Annotated in this window: 24 protein-coding genes; 16 read left to right on the top strand and 8 right to left on the bottom strand. The window is 63.7% G+C overall.

The annotated features are described in order from the left end of the window. Positions 1-9 precede the first annotated feature (9 nt). Entirely contained in the window at positions 10-621 is a 612-nt protein-coding gene (locus H9L14_RS09405; protein WP_187707897.1) for a Pr6Pr family membrane protein, read from the bottom strand. A 46-nt stretch (positions 622-667) separates the two neighbouring features. Here H9L14_RS09405 and H9L14_RS09410 point away from each other — a divergent pair, with 46 nt between their 5' ends. From H9L14_RS09410 to H9L14_RS09430, 5 genes are all read left to right on the top strand, one after another. Further along, positions 668-985, top strand: coding sequence for a GNAT family N-acetyltransferase (locus H9L14_RS09410; protein WP_187707898.1), 318 nt, complete (start codon positions 668-670; stop codon positions 983-985). 66 nt (positions 986-1,051) lie between these two features. Continuing rightward, positions 1,052-1,465 carry a GFA family protein gene (locus H9L14_RS09415; protein ID WP_187707899.1) on the top strand — a complete coding sequence of 138 codons (414 nt, stop codon included), beginning with the start codon at positions 1,052-1,054 and terminating at the stop codon, positions 1,463-1,465. 77 nt (positions 1,466-1,542) lie between these two features. Further along, a complete protein-coding gene (locus tag H9L14_RS09420) occupies positions 1,543-2,097 on the top strand; it encodes a hypothetical protein (protein ID WP_187707900.1) in 555 nt (184 codons plus the stop codon). A gap of 216 nt (positions 2,098-2,313) precedes the next feature. Further along, positions 2,314-2,778: a L,D-transpeptidase family protein gene (locus tag H9L14_RS09425; RefSeq protein ID WP_281389454.1), complete on the top strand. Its 465-nt coding sequence runs from the start codon at positions 2,314-2,316 to the stop codon at positions 2,776-2,778. A 106-nt stretch (positions 2,779-2,884) separates the two neighbouring features. Beyond that, entirely contained in the window at positions 2,885-3,073 is a 189-nt protein-coding gene (locus tag H9L14_RS09430; protein ID WP_187707902.1) for a hypothetical protein, read from the top strand. A 271-nt stretch (positions 3,074-3,344) separates the two neighbouring features. Here H9L14_RS09430 and H9L14_RS09435 read toward each other — a convergent pair whose 3' ends face one another. Beyond that, positions 3,345-3,971 carry a hemerythrin domain-containing protein gene (locus H9L14_RS09435; RefSeq protein WP_425506879.1) on the bottom strand — a complete coding sequence of 209 codons (627 nt, stop codon included), beginning with the start codon at positions 3,969-3,971 and terminating at the stop codon, positions 3,345-3,347. A gap of 37 nt (positions 3,972-4,008) precedes the next feature. Between H9L14_RS09435 and H9L14_RS09440 the strand changes: the two genes are divergently transcribed. Beyond that, entirely contained in the window at positions 4,009-4,287 is a 279-nt protein-coding gene (locus tag H9L14_RS09440; RefSeq protein ID WP_187707903.1) for a hypothetical protein, read from the top strand. A gap of 3 nt (positions 4,288-4,290) precedes the next feature. Here H9L14_RS09440 and H9L14_RS09445 read toward each other — a convergent pair whose 3' ends face one another. Next, entirely contained in the window at positions 4,291-5,550 is a 1,260-nt protein-coding gene (locus H9L14_RS09445; protein ID WP_187707904.1) for a serine hydrolase domain-containing protein, read from the bottom strand. A 208-nt stretch (positions 5,551-5,758) separates the two neighbouring features. Here H9L14_RS09445 and H9L14_RS09450 point away from each other — a divergent pair, with 208 nt between their 5' ends. The 4 genes from H9L14_RS09450 to H9L14_RS09465 are packed head-to-tail and all read left to right on the top strand — an operon-like array spanning position 5,759 to position 8,784. Then, positions 5,759-6,040, top strand: coding sequence for a hypothetical protein (locus tag H9L14_RS09450; protein WP_187707905.1), 282 nt, complete (start codon positions 5,759-5,761; stop codon positions 6,038-6,040). After that, positions 6,037-6,714: an orotidine-5'-phosphate decarboxylase gene (gene pyrF / locus H9L14_RS09455; RefSeq protein ID WP_187707906.1), complete on the top strand. Its 678-nt coding sequence runs from the start codon at positions 6,037-6,039 to the stop codon at positions 6,712-6,714. The genes H9L14_RS09450 and pyrF overlap by 4 nt, the downstream gene beginning before the upstream one ends. A 52-nt stretch (positions 6,715-6,766) precedes the next feature. After that, positions 6,767-7,627: an acetyl-CoA carboxylase, carboxyltransferase subunit beta gene (gene accD / locus H9L14_RS09460; protein WP_187707907.1), complete on the top strand. Its 861-nt coding sequence runs from the start codon at positions 6,767-6,769 to the stop codon at positions 7,625-7,627. Further along, positions 7,627-8,784: a bifunctional folylpolyglutamate synthase/dihydrofolate synthase gene (locus H9L14_RS09465; protein WP_343070178.1), complete on the top strand. Its 1,158-nt coding sequence runs from the start codon at positions 7,627-7,629 to the stop codon at positions 8,782-8,784. Before accD ends, H9L14_RS09465 begins: the two co-directional genes overlap by 1 nt. A 58-nt stretch (positions 8,785-8,842) precedes the next feature. Here H9L14_RS09465 and H9L14_RS09470 read toward each other — a convergent pair whose 3' ends face one another. Further along, positions 8,843-10,213 (bottom strand): AmpG family muropeptide MFS transporter, encoded by a 1,371-nt coding sequence (locus tag H9L14_RS09470; RefSeq protein WP_187709941.1) that lies wholly within the window; start codon positions 10,211-10,213, stop codon positions 8,843-8,845. Between the two features lie 105 nt (positions 10,214-10,318). Between H9L14_RS09470 and H9L14_RS09475 the strand changes: the two genes are divergently transcribed. Both H9L14_RS09475 and H9L14_RS16650 read left to right on the top strand, forming a co-directional pair. Then, entirely contained in the window at positions 10,319-11,248 is a 930-nt protein-coding gene (locus tag H9L14_RS09475) for an aromatic ring-hydroxylating oxygenase subunit alpha (RefSeq protein WP_281389369.1), read from the top strand. Next, positions 11,242-11,457, top strand: coding sequence for an SRPBCC family protein (locus H9L14_RS16650; RefSeq protein WP_281389370.1), 216 nt, complete (start codon positions 11,242-11,244; stop codon positions 11,455-11,457). The genes H9L14_RS09475 and H9L14_RS16650 overlap by 7 nt, the downstream gene beginning before the upstream one ends. Here the strand turns inward: H9L14_RS16650 and H9L14_RS09480 are convergent. Continuing rightward, the gene (locus H9L14_RS09480; RefSeq protein WP_187707908.1) at positions 11,454-11,888 is read right to left on the bottom strand and encodes a response regulator; all 435 of its coding nucleotides are present in this window, start codon (positions 11,886-11,888) and stop codon (positions 11,454-11,456) included. The two genes, H9L14_RS16650 and H9L14_RS09480, sit on opposite strands and share 4 nt — an antisense overlap. Positions 11,889-11,903: 15 nt before the next feature. Between H9L14_RS09480 and H9L14_RS09485 the strand changes: the two genes are divergently transcribed. Together H9L14_RS09485 and rsmD are read left to right on the top strand one after the other, a co-directional pair. Next, positions 11,904-12,716: a pseudouridine synthase gene (locus H9L14_RS09485; protein ID WP_187707909.1), complete on the top strand. Its 813-nt coding sequence runs from the start codon at positions 11,904-11,906 to the stop codon at positions 12,714-12,716. Further along, positions 12,713-13,252, top strand: coding sequence for a 16S rRNA (guanine(966)-N(2))-methyltransferase RsmD (rsmD, locus tag H9L14_RS09490; RefSeq protein ID WP_187707910.1), 540 nt, complete (start codon positions 12,713-12,715; stop codon positions 13,250-13,252). Before H9L14_RS09485 ends, rsmD begins: the two co-directional genes overlap by 4 nt. Here the strand turns inward: rsmD and H9L14_RS15085 are convergent. Then, positions 13,230-14,216, bottom strand: a complete 987-nt coding sequence (locus H9L14_RS15085) for an SOS response-associated peptidase family protein (RefSeq protein WP_222949803.1) — start codon at positions 14,214-14,216, stop codon at positions 13,230-13,232. The genes rsmD and H9L14_RS15085 overlap by 23 nt on opposite strands. Before the next feature lie 159 nt (positions 14,217-14,375). Between H9L14_RS15085 and H9L14_RS09505 the strand changes: the two genes are divergently transcribed. Further along, a complete protein-coding gene (locus H9L14_RS09505) occupies positions 14,376-14,675 on the top strand; it encodes a glycine zipper 2TM domain-containing protein (RefSeq protein ID WP_187707912.1) in 300 nt (99 codons plus the stop codon). Positions 14,676-14,790: 115 nt separating this feature from the next. Continuing rightward, complete coding sequence (locus H9L14_RS09510) at positions 14,791-15,900, top strand: hypothetical protein (RefSeq protein ID WP_187707913.1); 1,110 nt, start codon at positions 14,791-14,793, stop codon at positions 15,898-15,900. Here H9L14_RS09510 and H9L14_RS09515 read toward each other — a convergent pair. Together H9L14_RS09515 and cysE are read right to left on the bottom strand one after the other, a co-directional pair. Further along, the gene (locus H9L14_RS09515; protein WP_187707914.1) at positions 15,878-16,222 is read right to left on the bottom strand and encodes a DUF2794 domain-containing protein; all 345 of its coding nucleotides are present in this window, start codon (positions 16,220-16,222) and stop codon (positions 15,878-15,880) included. The genes H9L14_RS09510 and H9L14_RS09515 overlap by 23 nt on opposite strands. Further along, a complete protein-coding gene (gene cysE, locus H9L14_RS09520; protein ID WP_187707915.1) occupies positions 16,219-16,923 on the bottom strand; it encodes a serine O-acetyltransferase in 705 nt (234 codons plus the stop codon). The genes H9L14_RS09515 and cysE overlap by 4 nt, the downstream gene beginning before the upstream one ends. Between the last annotated feature and the right edge of the window lie 23 nt (positions 16,924-16,946).

Consider the following 16,946-nt stretch of genomic DNA (forward strand, 5'->3'; position numbering starts at 1 on the left):
AATGCAGGCCTAGTTCTGGCGACCTAGGCGCCGGTCCAATCCAATCAGCGCCAACGCCATGATAGCGAAGCCGCAAATCAGGACGGCAATACTGATCTGGAGGTCAGCCGGCGATTGGGTCGTTGGATTGAGGAACCAGTAGGCGTACCAGCCGTCCATCAATCCGCGACCGATCGCATAGACGATGTAGAGCGCGGGCGGCAGAAGCGCCCACCCGATCTCACGCCACCCGAGGCGCGGGTGCGGCGCGACGATCCAGAGGATCAGCCAGAGCAACGGCGCGCCGTCGTGGAGCGCGATGTCGGCGACTTTCTGCAGTCCCGTCGGGTTCCACAGCGAGCGGAGCGCGATGGAGTAGACCAGCCCGACCATCAGAATCGAAGTTGCGACCATCAACCGCGCCCGGGGTCCGGCCAGTCCGGCGGTCCCGCCAAGAGCAAGTGCTGTCGCCGAAGCGGCTGCCCCGATGTTGGTCAGGATGGTGAAGAAGCCGACGAAGCGCCACGTACCAACCGCCGGTCCCAAATTGCCGACGATCAGCACGAGCTGCAGCCCGAGACCGGCCCAGCCGGTCAAAGCGGCAATTCCAGCGAAAGCCCTGACGACCGATGCGCGCCTCACGCAATGTCCCTAGCACGAGACGCCGCGGGCGCGCTAAGCCAACTGAATGGCTACCGAACCGCTCCTCGTCCGCGACAATCCCGAACGACATCGTTTCGAAATCGATCTCGGCGACGGGTCTTTCGCGATCGTCGAATACACCCTCGCAGCGGACAAGATCATGTTCATCCACACCGGGGTTCCGGAAGCGCATGAAGGCAAGGGCATCGGCACGACCCTCATCCGGTTCGCCCTCGACGCGGCTCGTGAGCGTGGGCTGAAGGTCATTCCGATTTGCCCCTTCTTCGCTGCCTACATGCAGAAGCATGCCGAGGTTCAGGACCTGCTCGATCCGACCTGGCAAAAGAAGTTCGGCCTCGATTGATCCGGAACCGGCACGAACGTCGTTCGCTTACGGGCGGATGGAAAAAATTCGAGCGGGAGAACCGCGATGGAACAGCATTACGAAGGTGGCTGCCACTGCGGCGCGGTTCAATACGAAGTCGACCTCGACCTCGAGAAGGGCACGATCCGCTGCAACTGCTCGCTCTGCAGCAAGTCGCGCGCCTGGTTCGCATTCACGCCGGCCGACAAGTTCCAGCTGAAGAGCGGGGACGATAGTCTCACACGGTATCGGTGGACCCCACCGAATCGACCGCAACCCAATCTGACCTATTACACCTGCTCGACCTGCGGCGTTCGCACCCACGCAGGAGGCATGGACCCGAAGGGCCAGCATATGGTGGCCGTCCAGGTCGCGACGCTTGAGGGCGCCGACCCGGACGCGCTCGCGACGAGCGTTCACTACGTGGACGGCCGGCACGACCGGTTTGACCGCGAGCCGGAGCACAGCGACGCTCTTTAGCGGCGCCGTGTATCCGGAGCGGGATGGAACCGGCGCCGTAACAACGCGGTTTCCGCTGGACGCGACGGAGGGCTGAATTGTCCGACACGGCTCGGAAGAACATCATTCGAATGGCAGGAATCCTGATCGTCATCCTGGCGGCAGGATCGGCGCTTCTGCCGATGGAGCGCGGGCTGCCAGGGCGGCTGGTCGTCGGGTATCTGCTCCTGGCCGCCGGCATTATCGAGCTTTTGGCTGCCATGGCCCGCCGCATCCATCGGCCAAGCGCGGCGGTTGCGGGCACGGCCACCGTTCTTGCGGGACTAAGGCTGCTGCTCGATCCCGAGGCCAGCTTCTTTCCCGTCCTCAATATGGTTATCCTATGGCTCATCGTGCGCGCGGCCGCCCTCGCCTTCGCGGCCAGCCGCTGCCACCCGCCGCTCCGCAACTGGTTTGCCTTCTCCGCGGCGACCGACTTCCTGCTCGCGATCCTGCTGCTCGCAGGACTTCCGATCGCGCTGGTCGCCGCGGGCCTCTTCGGCCAGCCCAGCGAGATCATCGCTACCTTCGCCTGGGTCCTTGCGATCAGCTTTGTAGCGACCGGCTGCCTGCTGATTGCCGCAGCGCCCGCAGAGGCGACGGAGCGGGAATAACAAGTCGCACAAGCCGGGATGAAGTCCAGCGGGCGGGTCGTTTCTGGATCAGGAAGCGAACATTGAAGGAACCCGACTCGGGCCGCGCGCATTAAATCAACCAAAGTCAAGATTTAAAAAGAGACAAGAAATGAGGAAGCTAGCGCTCGCGCTTGCGGCTACGGCAGTTTGTAGCCTCAGCGTCCCGCGACCCCGGCCCTCGCCGCGGTCGAGACGATCGAAGCCCAGATGACGGCAGCCAGCGCCGCATCGATTGCCCGTCAGGACATGTTCGACGCATTCGGCGAGGACACGATCAAGCCCGGTCAGTATCTATGGCGCGACGTGCCAAGGGATGCCGGCGAAGAGCGGGTGGTGATCAGCCTCTCGGACCAGCTGGCCTATCTGTACCGTGGCAACACTCTCGTCGCGGCTGCCTCCATCTCGACGGCGAAGGCGCCTAAGATCACCCCGACGGGTATCTTCACCATACTCGAGAAGCGGCCGATGTACCGGTCGAAGAAGTATGACAACGCGCCGATGCCGTTCATGCAGCGCATCGACGACTACGGGATCGCGATGCACGCGGGCTACAATCCGGGCGAGCCAGCATCGCACGGATGCATCCGGCTTCCAGCCAAGTTTGCCTCGAAGCTCTACCAGGTCACGGGCGTCGGAACGCCTGTTCTGATCGGCGCCTGACGATCTTCCGGCGCGGCTGGTCCCGGTATCCCCTTCACCGGGACCAGCCGATCACGAAGGTTCCGGTGAGTGAAGGACAGTCCACCAAAACCAGACGAGTGGGAAGATGAACAACAGAACCGTCCATGACGAACCGAGCGACGTAGACGCGGAAGAAGGTGTCGTGGTCCAGAAGGGACCGGACGACGTCAATGTGCGTCTCACGCCCGATGCTGCCGAGGAAACGTCGGACCGGTTAACAATCGGCGCGATGAAAGCTCGCGGGCAGCGATACTTCTCAGATCAGAAAAAATGAAAAGGGCCGCGGGTGGCGGCCCTGAATTGGATTCGGAAGGTGACGAGACAAAAGCCGTCCGGGTGGAGGGTGGGGTGTCAGGCCCTCGCCCCATCACCTTCCGATGCCTGCATGACGGCTCTCGAAAGAACCGTCACGCAAGGTAAGCGCGGAACGCTTTGAAACCGGCGCACGCAGACAGGTTCAATCCGAAAATCTCCCCCACCTACGACAGGCCGACCCTTTAAACGCCCCGAGTCGCGCGTACCAAAACGGGAGATTAGCATGAATTTTACGGGAGTCGGACTCTTCTGTGCATAAGTCGGTGGATCGCAACGCGATTTGCGATGCGGACGCCAATTTCCCGATGCAGAAAGCTCGTCCGAGCGGCCGAATTACGTTTGTGGCTAAACCTCGACTTCTTCGAGAGTCGTGGTTTCCGGAGCCGGCAAACCGCCAGATTTGATCTCGCTCTGGAGCTGCTCCTTGCGCATCGCCATCTGCTCTCCAAGCGCGTCGAGATCCACGTCGGCAGCCCGGGCCTGGGCGAAAAGCCCTCCTTGGGCTTCTCTTCTTCCTCCACGTGATGCTCGATCTCTTCGCTGAGCACCTTCACCTTGGCGTCGTAGAATTCGTCGGAGGGCTCGCCCGCCTCGATCTCGGCGATCATGACTTTGGCGGCGTCATGCTCAACGAAGCTTTCCTTGAGCAGGTCCTCGTCAATCTTTCCCTCGAGAGCCGGATAGAAGATTTCCTCCTCGAGGACCGTGTGGATCGTCAGCTCCGTGCAGATCTCGAGAGCCAGCTTCTGTTTGCGACCATCGCCCTTCGCCTTCTCGAACTGTTCGAACAGGTCTTCGACCTTGCGATGATCTTCTTTGAGAAGGGCGATTGCGTCCTGCGACTTCGTGGTGACCATGGGGATTCCTCCTGATTTCAGTAATGAAACCACCACGGTGCGTTGGATGTTCCTGATTTCGATGAAGCCCGACAGCCTGCCAATTCCGACCGACCAAGGTCCCAACTGGAAAGGGATCGGCTACCTTGTTTCCATCGTCAGCGTTTTCTTCCTCGGCGCCATCGCCTGGCCGAAGCCCGAGGATCCGGAATGGCACCTTCCGGTCCTGATCGCCGGAATGGCGGCATCAATCCTCGGAATGGGCTTCCGTTATCTTGCTCATCGAAAGCAGCAGGCCGAAATCAAGAAGACCAAGGCTGAAGCCCGCAGCAGCTAGGCGTCAACCGCGGGAGCGTCTCCTGTCACGGACCGCATTGCCGTCACCGCTGGAGATGTCCTCCTCGTTCTCAGCGCGCGCGATGGATCGCGTCTCCGCTTTCCCGCCCTTGTCGAGCTCCATCCAATCGCGGAACGGCAGGTGATAGATCATGTCCATCACCTCGAACTCCAGCCCGCCCGGCTGGTTCGTGTTGCTGTTCCAAAGGGCGACGACGCCGCTCTTCTTCTGCGGATCGAACATGATCAACGAACGGTAGCCGGCGACGCCGCCGCGATGGCCGACGATCCGGTGGCCCGCATAATCGTAGCTGCGCCAGCCGTAGCCGTAGTCCGCCTCGCCCAGGCGCTCGAGGAACTTGCGGAGACGCCCGCGCTCCCCCGGGGTTTTCACCAGCGGCGCGTGAATCGTGTTCAGCACCTTGGGCGAAAGGACGTCCGGCATCTCCCCCATCTGCGCGAGCATCCACAGCGACATGTCCTTGATGTTGCTGTTGACGCCGCCGGCGGCCGGAACGCGGTAATAATTGTCGTTGAGAGCGATTTCGCGACCCGCCGCGTCGTGCGGCCGGGCCCAGCTCTTCGAGCCGGTCAGGCCGCCCATCGACACGCTCGCGTTGGTCATTCCAATCGGGTTGAACAGGTTCTGCTGGATCGCACGCTCGTAGGCCTGGTGAGTGATGTTCTCCACGAGCTCTGACGCGCCGTCATAGGCGACGTTTTGATAGCTCCAGCAGGTTCCCGGCGGGCAAATCAGGTTGAGCTGCGCGAGGCTCTGGCGGAGGATCTTCGTGTTCTGACCTTCCTCCAGCTTATTGTCGTAGGCGTTGCGGTAAAGGCCGAGCCGGTGGCTCAGCATGTCGCCGACGGTCGCGCGATATTCCGCGCCCGCCGGAAGCTTTAACGTCGGGACGTAGGTCGCGACCGGCCCGTTGAGGTTGACCTTGCCCTGCTCGGCCAATTTCGCGACCATCGTCGCGGCGACACCTTTCGAAACGGACGCCCAGCGGAAGACCGTGTCGGGCGTGACCGGCTCGCCGCCATTGGCTTCGGTCTCGCCATAACCCTTGAGGAAGGTGATGCGGCCGTTCTCGACGATTCCGACGGCCATTCCGACCATCGATCGCTGCTCCGCCAGCCGCTGAAGGCGACGGTCGATCGACGTGTAATCGACGTCCTCGCGCGCAGAGTTGGACAGTGCGGCGAGCCGGATGTGCGACTTCGGAATCGTCGGCGCAGGCTGCTTCGGCTCGGGACCGCGCATGGCCAGAACCGACGCCGCAAGCAGCGCAAACGCACAAAGTCCTAGAATATGCGGCTTTTCCAACGCGCCTCTCCCCACCCCAACGCAGCTGTGACTGTCGCGCCCAATCTGCTCAACGCCTGCTCGGGCATGCTGCGGCGAAGCGACCGCGCACCGCGACGAACGCCATACTGGTCATTGGCGGCCTCGTCGCTTAAACACCCCGCCGATGCAGTTCCTGAAGACCTTGTTCTGGGTCGTGATCGCAGTTTTCCTGGCGATCCTGGCCAGTCGAAACTGGCACGATGTTACGCTGAACCTGTGGGGCGACATCCAGCTCGACATCAAGGTGCCGGTCCTGATCGGCGCCATGTTCCTCATCGGTTGGCTGCCGACCTACGGGATCTACCGCGCCCAGCTCTGGCGTCAGCGGCAGCGCCTCATCAACGCTGAGCGCCAACAGGCTTTGCTGCGCACCCCGGCTCCGGCCGAGGACGCGCCCGCCGAATGAACCCGATTTTCGTCGCCATCGACACGCCGAGCATGGAGCGCGCCCGGTTTCTGGCCGCGCAGGTGCGAGAGGCTGCAGGCGGCGTGAAGCTTGGGCTGGAGTTCTTTTCGGCCAACGGGCCAGAAGGCGTGGCTTCGATTGCCGCACTGGGGCTTCCCGTCTTCCTGGACGTGAAGCTTCACGATATCCCCAACACGGTCGCGAAGGCGGTCGAAGCGTTGGCGCCGCTGAAGCCCGCCGTACTCACCGTTCACGCAGCGGGTGGACGCGCGATGCTCGAGGCAGCGAAAGCCGCAGCTTCGCCCGAAACAAGGGTCGTCGCGGTGACGGTGCTTACCAGCCTCGACGGGGGCGATCTTCGCTCGATCGGCATTGATTCGGAACCGCGCGAACAGGTCGAGCGCCTCGCCGCGCTTGCTCGGTCTGCGGGTCTCGATGGAATTGTCTGTTCCGGCGCAGAAGTGGCGGCAGCGAAAGCGACATGGCCGGACGGCTTCTTCGTCGTCCCGGGCGTTCGCCCGCCGGGTGGCGACCTGTCTGACCAGAAGCGCGTCGTTACTCCGCGCCAGGCGTTGGACGATGGCGCATCGATCTTGGTCATTGGACGCCCGATCACGGCAGCCGAGGATCCCGCGGCCGCGCTGAGCGACATCGCGGCGTCGATCCGGGACTAGACAAAGAGCGCGGGACAGGCCTAGCCGCCCGCCGCATGGAAATGAGGCAGCAATGAGCTGGTTGAGCAGGGTCCGCAGCGGCATCCCCTTCCTGCCGAAAAGGCAGTCGTCGGAGAACCTCTGGCACAAGTGCAAGAAGTGCGGGACGATGGTCTTCGTCAAGGAATGGGAGGACAATCTCAACGTCTGCCCGCGCTGTGAATATCACGATCGCATCGGCTGGAGCACGCGCTACGAGCAATTGTTCGACAAGGGCGAGTTCGAGGTCCTGCCGACACCCGAAGTGCGCGAGGACCCGCTGCGCTTCCGCGACAGCAAGCGCTACACCGACCGCATCAAGACGGCGCGCTCGACGACCGACATGCGGGATGCCCTGACCAATGCGAAGGGCAAGATCGAAGGCAAGCCCGCAGTCGTAGGCGTCCAGGATTTCGCCTTCATGGGCGGATCGATGGGCGTCGCGGTCGGAGCGGCCTTTGTCGCGGGCGTGCGCAGGGCGATCAAGGATCAGTGCCCGTACGTCATCTTCACCGCCGCCGGCGGCGCGCGCATGCAGGAGGGCATCCTCTCCCTCATGCAGATGCCCAAGACGACCGTTGCCCTCGCCGAGCTCAAGGATGCAGGCCTGCCCTACATCGTGGTGCTGACCGACCCAACGACGGGCGGCGTGACGGCCTCTTACGCCATGCTCGGCGACGTCCAGCTTGCCGAGCCCGGAGCGCTCATCGGCTTCGCCGGCCAGCGGGTCATCGAGCAGACGATCCGTGAGAAACTGCCCGAGGGCTTCCAGCGCGCCGAATATCTGCTCGATCACGGAATGGTCGACATGGTCGTCCCGCGGCAGGAGCTCAAGGAGACGCTCGCGAAACTGCTCGGCTACCTGACGCCGGAGAGGAAGAAGAAGGCGGCCTGATGCCGGACTTCGCACGGTCGGACGATCCGGCCGTTCAGACGCAGCTCGATCGGTTGACTTTGCTGTCGCCGGGAGGCGACCGGCTCGGCCTCGACCGCATCACCCGCCTGCTAGACCGCCTCGGTCGCCCGCAGGATGCACTGCCGCCCGCGTTCCACGTCGCCGGGACCAATGGAAAAGGCTCGACCTGCGCGTTCCTGCGCGCAGCGCTGGAGGCAAGCGGGCGGACCGTCCATGCGTTCACCAGTCCCCACCTCGTCCGGTTCAACGAACGCATCCGCATCGCCGGGAATCTGATCGAAGATGAGGCGCTGGCGGACCTGCTTGCCGAAGTCCTCGATGCTAGCGGCAACATCGAGCCGAGCTTCTTCGAAGTCACGACCGCCGTTGCATTCCTCGCCTTCGCCCGAGCACCCGCGGATACGGCGGTGATCGAAGTGGGGCTCGGCGGTCGCCTGGACGCCACCAACGTCATCGAACGACCGCTCGCATGCGGAATTGCTGCGCTCGGGATCGACCACCAGCAGTTTCTCGGCAAGAGCCTGGTCGAGATCGCCGGCGAGAAGGCCGGAATCGCCAAGTCCGGCGCTCCCCTGATCGTGCTCGCGCAAGCACCGGAAGCCGAGGATGCAATCCAGAAGGTGGCCGAAGAGCGCGGCGTCCCCGTCCTTCTGGAAGGCCGCGACTGGGCGATCGATCCGACGCTCCGCTCTTCGCTTCTCGGGGAGCATCAGGTCCGAAACGCGAACCTCGCGTGGCAGATGCTCCAGGCGCAGGAGCACCTGACGGTCGGGCGCGCCTCGTTCCTCAGCGGGCTCACGTCTGCGCGATGGCCCGCGCGGTTCCAGCAACTGGCCGACGGTCCGCTCACCAAGGGCATCGAAACCTGGCTCGACGGAGCTCATAATGTCGAAGCGGCCCGGGCACTTTCGGCTTTACTCGCCGATCACGGCTCGAAGCACATCGTCCTCGGTGTTCTCGCCAACAAAGATGCGGACGCGATCGTCGCCGAGCTCGCGCCTCACGCGCTTTCCTTCACCTTCCTGCCGGTCGCCGATCACGCGCATCACGACCCGGCCAAACTTGCGGCCCGCTTCGGCGGCCGCTGCGCAAACTCGCTGGGACAGGCGCTGGACGGCCTGCGGGCCCCCGCCTGATCGCAGGATCGCTCTACCTCGCGGGTGAAGCGCTCAGACTCAACGACCAAATTCCAGACTAGCGGTTTTCCGGTAACTCCTCGTCCGGATGTGATGCGCGCGCATCTCCGGGCCCTTCAATCCCGGCAGTCCCGATCGACTGATCGACCAATCCATACCGCATCATGATCCAGAACAGGATAATCCCGGGCACTGCAGCTGCGGTGGTTAGCAGGTAGAAGTTCGCATAACCCATGGCGTCGATGAGGGCGCCAGCCGTCGTGCCGGTCAGGAACCGACCGACGATGCTCGCAGCAGCGGAGATCAGTGCGTACTGGGCTGCGGTAAATCGCAAGTCGCAGAGGGCCGAGAAGTAAGCGACGACACAGACGCCGCCGATTCCGCTGGCGGTATTCTCGAAGCCGATCGCTCCAGCCATGCCGAGATTGGAGTGCCCCACGCCTGCAAGGATTGCGAAGCTGAAATTCGATACCGCCATCAGGATCAGGCTTATCAAAACGGACCGCTTCAGGCCGAGGCGGCTATAGAGAACGCCGCCGATGAAGATGCCGATCAAATAGGCCCAGAACCCTACGCCCACATCGTAAATGGCGATCTCGTCGTTGGTGAAACCGAGGTCGTCGAACAGCAGGCGGAAGGTCAGATTGGCCAGCGTGTCGCCGATCTTGTGGAGCAGGATGAACAGGAGGACGAGAAGCGCTCCCTTGCGGGCGAAAAACTCGACAAACGGCTTCCAGACGGATTCGATTGTGCGTGCAATCCCCTTCTTCTCGGCAGGCTCGCGATGGCGCTTCGGCTCGCCCAGCAGGAGAGCGGTCAGCATGGCCGGAAGTGCAAGCGCCGCGCAGGCGAGATAGGCCGTCGCCCAATCCGCCCGTGCAGCGACCACAAGCGCGATCGCGCCCGCTCCGGCCGAGCCGATGCGCCACCCGTATTGCGACATGCCCGAGCCGACACCGAGCTGGCGCGGCTCCAATGTCTCGATGCGATAGGCATCGATGACGATGTCGAAGCTGGCGCCCGCGATGCCGACCAGAATCGCGGCGGTGACGACGCTGCCGATTCCATTCGCTGGATCCGCCAGTGCGAGATTGACGACGGCGGCAATCACCGCAGCGCCCGTCACCAGCATCCAAGACACGCGCTGTCCCAGCCTGCCGAGGATCGGCAGCCGGACGCCGTCCACGATCCATGCCCAGAGGAATTTGAAATTGTACGCGAGGAAGACGAGCGTGAAAGCAGTAATCGTCGACTTGTCGATCCCATCCTGCTTCAGGCGCGTGGTCAACGTCGCGCCGATCATCGCGTACGGGAAGCCCGACGAAATACCGAGGAAGAAGGCCGCGAAAGGCGCCGCCTCGGTGTAAGGACGAACGCTTGCGGGCAATGCCGAACGCCAGCCGCGGTCTGCCTCGGTTACAGTCGCCATCATTCCCTCCAGCTCGAATTCCATGCTTAAGCAGCCGGCGAGCGGCTGAACAGGGGTGAGCAATTAGGCTTGCGCGAGCGTCCTGCTGAGCGCACTTCTCGCCGCATGGACATGCCTGCCAAAGCCTCGCGTCCAAGCGACGGGCAGCGCGCGCTAGCGGAGCGCCTGATCCGCGGAGAGCAGCCGCCAGCCCACGAGGTCGTGGAGCTGCGCGCCTCCGTCTACATCGACCCGCTTCGGTTCGAGCGTGAGCGACGCGCCATATTCGGGAAGATGCCGCTCCTCCTCGCGCCTTCGGCGCTTCTTCCGGACAACAATACGGCGATCACACACGACGGCTATGGCGTCCCGCTGATCATCTCGCGGAACGGCGACGGCCGGATCCACGTCATGGCCAATGTCTGCCGTCATCGCGGTACGAGGCTGATCGAGAGCACTGAAGTCGTCCCGGCCAAGCGTATCATCTGCCCCTATCACGCCTGGACCTACGGCTCCGACGGAGCGCTGATGGCCATCCCCCGTGCCGACTGCTTCCCGGGCGTCGACAAGGCGGACCGCCCGCTAATGCGCTTCCCGTCCGTCGAGAGCGGCGGCTTCATCTGGTTCGCGCACGACGAGGAGGCGGATTTCAGCGGCGTGACCGCGCTGGAGGAAGACATGGACGCGTTCGCCATGTCGAACCTGCACCTGTACCGCCGCCGCACGCACCACGTCACGTCCAACTGGAAGCAGGTGATGGACGCTTTCCTCGAAAGCTATCACGTCCAGCGCCTACACGCGGAGACGATCGCGCCCTTCTTCACCGACGGAATCGCGGCTGCGGACTTCATCGGCCCACACCAGCGCGCAGTGGTCGGCCGAGCCGATTATCTGTCAGAGATCGACCGCGACGACTGGGCGGCGTTGCGGCGTGTGTTGACCTACACTTACGCATTCTTCCCGACTTCGATCCTGATCGTCAGCCCGGACTACATCAATTTGCTGGTCGTGATGCCGCAAACCGTGGCACCTGCCTGGTCGAGGACTTCATGCTGATCGGCGAGCCTCCCGATACGCCACAGGCGGAAGCGCATTGGGAAAGGAGCTGGGAGCTTCTCGACGGCGGCACCTTCGCGGCCGAAGATTTCCGCGCGGCAGCCCTGTGTCAGCGCGGAATCGAGTCTGGCATGGTGAAGACGATCACCATTGGCGGATTAGAAAACGGAATCGCCGCTTTTCACCAACGGCTCGACAATCTCCTCTAGCCCTCGTCGGGAACAAACAACTCGACTCCCTTCGGTGGCTTTGCCGCCTTGCCGGCGAGGCGCCGGTCGACGGCATTCAAAGCGAGCTTGAGCGTCCGTTCGCTGTACGGCTTGTTGATGCATCCAAGCGCGAGGTGAGTGGATTCCGTCGGCAAGGCGTGACCGGTCGAAAAGACGATCGGTATCCCGCGATTCTTCGCCGCGCGGGCTAAATCCAGGCCCGTGCGCTCACCGGACAACCGGTAGTCGCTCAAGATCAGATCGATCTCTTCCCGATCCAGAAGCTCGATGGCGTCCTCGAAACTGTCGAGCGTCGCGACGACCTCATATCCGAGGTCGCCAAGCATCACCTCATTGTCGAACGCGAGTAATGGCTCGTCCTCGACGATGAGAATTCGATTGACGATACGTTTGCGCTTCCCGAACAGCATCCCCACTCCAGTACCATGGCTTCGCCCCCGCAACGAACGAAACGGAAACCTGTGCCGCGGCATCGCCCCCGCAACAGTGGTTTTTCGCGCACACCGCCTCCTAGGGAGGACGGACCGCAGCGCATCGCCAAGCTTTTGGCGCGCGCTGGTGTTGCATCCCGCCGCGATATCGAGCGGATGATCGCCGAGGGTCGCATCGCCCTCAACGGCGAAAAGCTGACGACTCCGGCGACGCTGCTGACCGATCTTTCCGGCGTGACGGTCGACGGAAAGCCAGTCCGGCCGGCGGCCGCCACCCGCCTGTTCCGATTCTACAAGCCGCAGGGGACCCTCACTGCAGCGCGCGACCCAAAGGGCCGGGCGACGATCTACGACAAACTTCCGCCGGGCCTCCCGCGCGTGATGCCGGTCGGGCGCCTCGACTTCATGACCGAGGGCCTGTTGCTGCTCACCAACGACGGCGAATTGAAGCGCAGGCTCGAGCTGCCGCGCACGGCCGTCGTCCGGCAATATCGCGCGCGCGCCTTCGGCCACGTGACTCAGGACCAGCTCGACCGCCTGGCCGAGGGCATAACGATCGAGGGCATCCATTACGGCTCGATCATCGCCAACCTCGAACGGCGAACCAGCCGCAATTTCTGGATCGAGCTGAGCCTCACCGAAGGCAAGAACCGCGAAGTTCGCCGCGTGCTCGCTCATTTGGGCCTGCAAGTCTCGCGACTGATCCGGACCGCCTACGGCCCGATCACACTTGAAGGTCTCGAACCGGGCGATGCGGATGAAGTCCTGCAGGCAGAGCTCGACGCCTTCCGGGCCGCTCTGAAGTGAGGATCATCGCCGGCCGGTTTCGCGGCCGACCGCTTCAGGCGCCGGCCGGGCAGGCAACCCGGCCGACCGCGGACCGCGTCCGTGAGGCGCTGTTCTCGATGCTGGCAAGCCGCCTCGGCTCATTCGAAGGCCTTCGCGTCGCGGACCTCTACGCGGGCAGCGGCGCGCTAGGGCTCGAAGCGATCTCCCGTGGTGCGGCGCATGCGACGTTCGTTGAGAAGGACCCAAAGGCGCAGGCGGCGATCAAGTCCAATGCCGCAAAGCTCGAAATTGCCGAGCAGGTTCGGATCGTCGGCGGGTCGGCGCTATCCCTGCCACGCTCGGATGGCTTTGACCTGATCTTTGCGGACCCGCCCTATGCGCCGGGTTCAGGCTCGGCTGTCGTCAAATCGGTGAGTGATGCCGACTGGCTCGCGCCGGGCGGCTGGATGGCAGTCGAGACCGACCGGCGCGAACCGGTCGATGCGGGCGACTATGAGATAGACGTCGAGCGCGAAATCGGACGCGCGCGAATTACGCTTTTGCGCCGGCCTTAGTCTTTCGCGTTTCACTGGCCTTCTTTGACGCCGCCCGGATTTCGTCGAGTTCCGTCGCCAGCCGCCTTCCGACCGCCGAGGCCGCGGCTTTGCCGGCAGCCTTGATCGTCTTCTTGTTATTGCCGACCGCTCCCTGGGCCCGGCTCGACCGTGTCTCGGTAATCGCAGCGAGCGCGGCCGTCGCTCCGACCGCGAGGAGGTCGATGACCAACGGACTCTGGAGCAGCTTGATCAGGGCATCGACCGGATCGTGCTGGCTCGACGAGGAGCGCGAGCTACTTTTCGAGCGGCCTCCGCCCGAACTGCCCGACTTCTTCGCTACCTTCTTCCCTGCACCGCTCGCGGCTTTCGCAGTCGCCTTCTTCGCCATGGAATGAATCTCCTTTGGTCGCCTCAACCCACACGCTGCATCAAAGTATCCTCGAACGGCTGCGCAAGCCGGCAGGCATCCTCGCGTGGACTGTCGAGCCATCTCGCCGCATCGCTCGGCCGAAGCATCACCGGCATCGCCTTGGGATGCACCTCGCCGACGGTCCTGTTCGCCGCGCAAGTCAGGAAGGCCATGAACGGCCCCCCTCGCCCGGCCGCCAGAGCCCGCGAAGGCGAACAACGGCGATTCATGCTCTGGCGTCAGGCCGAACCAGACCTTCTGCTTGCGGCCGACTTCCCCGGTCCATTCGCAGAAGGTGGTGACGGGCACGATGCACCGCCGCGACGGCTGTTGCAGTGCATTGCGCCAGAACGGGCTCGCAAGATTGCGAACGTTGGTGACCGCTCGCGATCCGGCCGCCGGTGGCCCCGGAAATCCCCACTTCATCCGCTCGAGCTTCAGTCCGCCGTCATCCTTGCGGCGAAGGACCGGCGCCATGTAGCCGGGAAAAATCTCGTCGAACGGCGGCAGGTTGGTAGTGTCGCCCTCGAACGGGCCGAACATGCGCCGCATTTCGTCCACCGTGGCGGTCATCGTGTAAAGGTTACACATAATGTTTCAGCACCGTGTCGGCCTCTCGCAACGGCTCGTCGTTAACAGCGGCCGCTAGATTGAACATAGTCTCGCGAGTTGCGCTGCATTCAGCAACGTCTCCCCACAACGGGGAATCAGAACAAAACGGAGGGTGTTCTCATGCGTAAGATATTTCTCGCCGCGGCAGCGGCCTCGATGGCCGTTCCTATCATCCCGGCACCGGCTGTCGCGCACAGCGGCAGCTACTACAAAGGCAAGGTCTGGCGGGATTCGGAGGGCCGCTACCGCTGCAAGCGTTCGAACGGCACGACCGGCCTGATCGTCGGTGCCGCGGGCGGTGCGCTCGTCGGACGCGCAATCGACACGCACGGCGAGCGTGCGACGGGTACGATCCTTGGCGCCGCGGCCGGCGCTCTTCTAGGCCGCAGCATCGACCGCAGCCGGGTTCGCTGCCGCTAATCGGGTTCCCAGGCCGGCGCCCGTTCCGCAAGGAGCATCCCCCGGGTGCCGGCCACCCACTGTATTGACACAGTAATACACTAGCTGTATTTCCTCCGCTACAGGGAGGACTAGAATGTACAGCCAGAATGAGATCGACGACGCGATCGCCGCCGGTGCAATCAGCGCCGATGCCGCGAATGCGCTTCGTGCCCACGTTGAAAGCCAGCGTGCGCTGCCGACGCAGGACGAAGAGCAATTCCGCCTGATTACCGGATTCAACGACATTTTCGTATCGATTGCCGCCGCCATTCTTCTGTTCGCGGTCGGCTTCATCGGCCAGTGGGTCGGACAGCGGACTGGATCGGCCATCGAGGGCGACGGTCCCTCGTACCTCGGCCCGCTACTCGTCGCCGGCACGAGCTGGATGCTCGCGCTCTTCTTCACGGCGAAGCGCCGCATGGCCCTTCCATCGATCCTGCTGCTGCTGACGTTCGTGGGCGGAGTGTTCGCGACGGCCGCGTTCGCGCTCGTCGTCGGCGTCGGACCGGATGCCGTCGACAATAATCCGCAGCTGGCGGGCATCCTCGGTTCCGTGTCCGCGGCGATCGCGGCCGGCGCGGCATGGCTGCACTGGAAGAAGTTCCGTGTTCCGATCACCGTCGCGGCGGGAGCGGCAGCAGTTGCGGCCATCGTCGTCGGCCTGGTCGTTGCCGCGCTCGGCGAGGGCGTGGAGCAGGCGCGCAACCTGATCCTCGGCCTCATCCTCCTGCTTGGAGTCGGCACCTTCCTGTTCGCCATGTGGTGGGATAGCTCTGACCGTGCCCGCCTGACGCGTCGCGCGGACGTCGCCTTCTGGCTTCACCTGTTGGCGGCACCCATGATCGTGCACCCGGTGTTCACGCTGCTGGGTCTCAACGACGGCACGGCCACCATCGGCGAAGGGCTGGTTGTCATACTGCTCTACGTGGTGATCGGCGTTACGGCGCTGGCCATCGACCGCCGGGCGCTGCTCGTCTCGGCGCTCGCCTACGTGCTCTACGCGCTCAACCAGCTGTTCGAGCAGTTTGGAGCCGTCGAGCTCAACGTGGCGCTGACCGCGCTGATCATCGGCTCGGCTCTGCTGATGCTGTCGGCATTCTGGCACCAGGCCCGCGGAATGGTCGTCCGTCCGCTGCCGAGGGAGCTCCGCGATCGGCTACCTCTGGTGGATAGGGCTGCGCCTACTCCTCAACCAGCCGCATGAGCCGACGCTCGATCGGGGCCAGGATGCCGTGAAGCTCCTGGCCTCGCTTGAGCACCAGCCCGTGCTCGCTGACGAGTGCGAACGCCCCTTGCTTCAGCCGGAGCGAGGGGCGTTTCTCTATCCGGATCTCCGGCCGCTCGGACGTGCGCCGGTATGCGGCGAAGATTGCCACGTCGACGCCCATGTGGATCGCGTAATCGCGCCAATACCCTGCTGCGACCATCCTGCCGTAAAGGTCGAGGATGCGCTTGATCTCGAAGCGGTCGAACGTGGCAATTGGGCGCCGGTCCCGAGGGTGCGGGAACGGCGCGATGACGCTCAAGCGCTTTTCACCTTGGGAGCGGGCTGCCTCGCAGCCTTGAGCGCGGCGACCTCCTTGCGGAGCTCCGCGATCTCTTCCTCGAGCTCGTTAAGACGCGCGCGGCCCGGATCGCAATCCTCGCCGCACGGCGTGCCGTAGGCCACGAAGCCCGGGCTGTAGTGAACCGTGTCGACGGGCACCGGCCTGGCGGGAATTCCGACGACCGTCGCCCCGGCCGATACGTCCTTGGTGACCACGGAATTGGCACCGATTTTGGCGCCCGGTCCAACTTCGATGGGTCCAAGCACCTGCGCGCCCGATCCGATCACGACGCCGTCGCGGATCGTCGGATGGCGCTTGCCGCCCAGGCCCGTCGAAGGATTGGTCCCGCCAAGCGTCACGCTTTGATAGATCGTGACGTCGTCGCCGATCTCGGCAGTCTCTCCGATGACCGTGAAGCCGTGATCGATGAAGAAGTTGCGGCCGATTTTCGCGCCGGGGTGAATGTCGATCGCTGTCAGGAAGCGGGCGATGTGGTTCACGAGCCGCGCCGGAAAATAGAGTTGCCCCTCCCACAGCCAATGGCCGATCCGATGAAATCCGAGCGCGATGACGCCGGGATACAGCAGGACTTCCCATTTCGAACGCGCGGCGGGATCCCGCGCCTTCACCGATTCAAGGTAGGCCGTGAAGCCTGAACCCGATTGTTCCGTCTCTTCCACCACGGCCCCAATTTAAGTGCGAC

The sequence above is a fragment of the Sphingomonas sediminicola genome, from assembly GCF_014489515.1.
In the GTDB taxonomy this organism is placed as follows: Bacteria; Pseudomonadota; Alphaproteobacteria; order Sphingomonadales; family Sphingomonadaceae; genus Sphingomicrobium; species Sphingomicrobium sediminicola.